Genomic DNA, 3,251 nt, shown 5'->3' with positions numbered 1-3,251 from the left:
CCAAATACTTCTTGGAATAGATCTTCCACGCCTTTCGCCAACAGACGAATCAAACGCTCCTTATCAATGTTGTTTGTATCCACCTTTCTAAGCTCAACCCGTTTGAGCTTGGCGTTAGATTTTTGGTGTATAAGCAGCGAGTTTGGTGTTCCTATCAGCTCAACCTCAACTCGATGACCAAAAATGGAATTCATAAATGTCGCGTTTTCAGCACATATCGACAATTCAAAGTCGATACTTTTGTATAAGGTATTAAAGGGCTGACCAGAATACGGCCCTCTCCCTCGGCTAATCGGGTCCCACTTGTTCTGATATATTTTACGAATCGCTTCAAAGTTGCTATTCACTAGATAACCCTTTGCCAAACTTTCAACACTTTCTTGCTTGGTAAACAGCGTCATAAAAGTGGCAATAGCGTCCATTGGTACACGCCTTTCCCAATCCTCAAAATAACTTCTCAGTATTTCTGCATTGCTACCATCTTCAACAATGTTTGTGGCCTGATTCGAAGAGCTCTGCTCAAATGACTTACTGCAATAGGGTTCAACGACTTTATATTCAACGGGATCGATAAGAAACTTTGGTGCCACTTGAGGGACGTCAGACACTAAGTTTGACCCGTTAACATATAATCCAAGTTGATTTCGAAAGCGTACTTGAGGCAATAACTCGACACCGGCTTGCGCTTTACACAGTGCACCAAGCAGTTGTGTTCTTAATTCAGCTGCGAAATCATCCTGACCACGGTCAGCAATTTTTTCTAGCGAAGTAAACAAAATACTAGCATCGACTTCATTGCATAGCATTTGTTGTTTATTTTCTGAAGGTACAAGATAGTTGGACTCAAACAGCTCGGAAAGAAGCAGCCAACCGACAAGATTTTCCGACAAATATGGAATACAGCACGCTTGTACAACAACCGTTTCTGTCACGGTTTCCAACTTGCCCAAAGCGTAGTTTTGTTTTTTCGCAGCCTCAGAGACCAATCGTGTACCAACTGCAGCCTTGTTATTTATAATCCAGCGTTCCAATTCGCTTTTAGTCTGACTGTCTTGAACAAGTCCATTAGACAATTGTGAAATATGATAAATCATGCTGTCTGAAGCACTGCATAATTTTGTTGAAGCAGGTAGCTCACTCAGTCCAAACTTCAATATTTGATTAGGTGCAACACAATGATTTGGTTCCTCTAGTGTTAACCACGGTGTTTCCTCAATTTTTCCGTGAAGTTCATCGGAAACGTCCGTTTTCTCATCTCGAATAATGCACAGCTGTTCAAGAATGAATGAGGCGAAGTTTGCTGGCTGTTCTTGCATCAATGCAATATCAATTAGTTCAATAGGTTGGCCATTGTTTACCCACTTTTTCTGACATGCTGCAACTTCACTTAGTTCAGAGCGCTGAATGATAGTGACATTTAATTCAGACGGTACGTCCGAGCTCCCTTCCATCAAACAATCAGTAGTTATCGTTACATGCTCCCCGGTATTAGTGAGGTGTATCGGCATTGAACGCCATAAATCCTTTTGCTCTTCAGCCCCTATATCAGACAGGAGTGTTTTTAATTCCCAGTCATCAAACGCTGAAAAGTCACACATAGGTAACGCTAACCGATAGACATCAATAATGCCTTGGTAAGACTGTTCCTTAATACCGATAAACTCTTCATGCGGACCTCTCAATACCTGTTCAAATTCTGGGTCCAATTGACACCAACCAGGGAGCTCGCCTGTTTGACACATCTTCCATACTTTCATCCACACGGCTTTTGTGGTTTTGTTTCTTTTCCAAAGAGGATATTTGAGGTCATCCTCTTTATTGCCGTGAATCAGATACCGCAAACCTCGCTTTTCATCCAGCGATTTAAACTCATCAGACAACTCTTTGAGCAATGTCAAACGACCTGACTTGGAACCGAGGGCTGGATACGTAGCAAGCAGAGATAAACAATTGGATTCTGTGCAGCCACCAATTTCTTTGAACTCTTCTAACATACTTACCAGCTTTTGATTCAAGAAACACAGCTCGATATCAGGCGCTGCTGACGCCAACTCTTTAGCGAACCCCATCCCAAATGCTCGCTCGCCCCTTTTAACAAATAGCTGTCGCTTGCTTTTCAAGTCCAATAATTCATTCAAAGAGCGATATTTGGTTTTTTGAATCGAGCCAATGGCATCGACTTTGAACAGTTTCAGGTGTCTACATAGCTGAAAAAACGTCGAAATCTTGATCTCAATATTAGAGTCAGCATTAGAAATAACAAAGTCGATTATCCTATCGCAAGCTGAGGACTGTTGTTGGCTAAAGTTAGACTGGTGCTGATTGATATAGGTGTCTATACAAGCGAGCAGAGATAACAGCTCATCCTGTGCCAGAACTGCATATTCACCATCACTATCTGTGGCAATAAATCTCGGAACCAATAATTTGTCTGTCTTTAGTCCCGAGAGCACATCCCAAATATCTTGATCATCTTTATCAATCGGGATAGCCACTGATTGATCTTTACTAAGGTGTGTAAGCAAAACAGCCACCAGTCCTTTATTAGTCGAAAGCTCTACTAAAGGTTGCTCAGCTAAGGTTTTTTTGAATAAAGGTAACAACAAGGTATTGAGTTCAACCTCAGTAATCTCTCTGCTCACTAAATCAACAAACTGACTTAAATACTCAATATAAATGGACTTTTCAAACACATGATTTATATCTTCACCTAACACTTCTGCCACAAGTGTAGGCGTCCAGTTTGTATCGGTATTTCGTGTGGTCAAAAATTCATACCCACACTTCTGATATAAGGTTTTACTTTTCAAAAGTTGTCTTAATATTGGCAACGTAGACCAAATACGTGATTGATCATTATTTTGAGGTTTAGGTATTGGTATACAATGCGCTAGTGAATCAAGTAACTTCCATGACGTTTGAGCTTCATCGACATCAAGTAACCAGTTATTTGGTTTTACGACTTCACGCTTGTAAGTATTTTTCGTTACAAATAGCTGATGCAGTGCTTCAGTTAGAGTTGAAGTAGTTTTATGAGAAAGATTAAATTGACGACAAAATGCATCTAATGCACTTAAGACCAGATTAAACGTCCCTTCACTGGCCAAAATTACATTCCATACCTCTCTTAGACGCTTCTCGTCGTTTTTGACTTCGTCAAGCTTAACCGATTGACCTAATTGTTCATGTCCGTGTAAGCCTTTTCGACCAGCATCGACAAAGAAATTACCATGGAGGTAAAGGTTATAATC

At 40.6% G+C, this 3,251-nt stretch carries 1 protein-coding gene; it reads right to left on the bottom strand.

The annotated features are described in order from the left end of the window. A partial coding sequence (locus AB4653_RS18905) for a hypothetical protein (RefSeq protein ID WP_372104998.1) occupies nt 1-3,251 on the bottom strand: 3,251 nt, incomplete at both ends.

The organism is Vibrio sp. 10N.222.48.A3 (genome assembly GCF_041475345.1).
Classification (GTDB): Bacteria; Pseudomonadota; Gammaproteobacteria; order Enterobacterales; family Vibrionaceae; genus Vibrio; species Vibrio tasmaniensis_A.
Note: the sequence above shows the minus strand (reverse complement) of the source record. Positions and strands in the feature narration are given on the sequence as shown.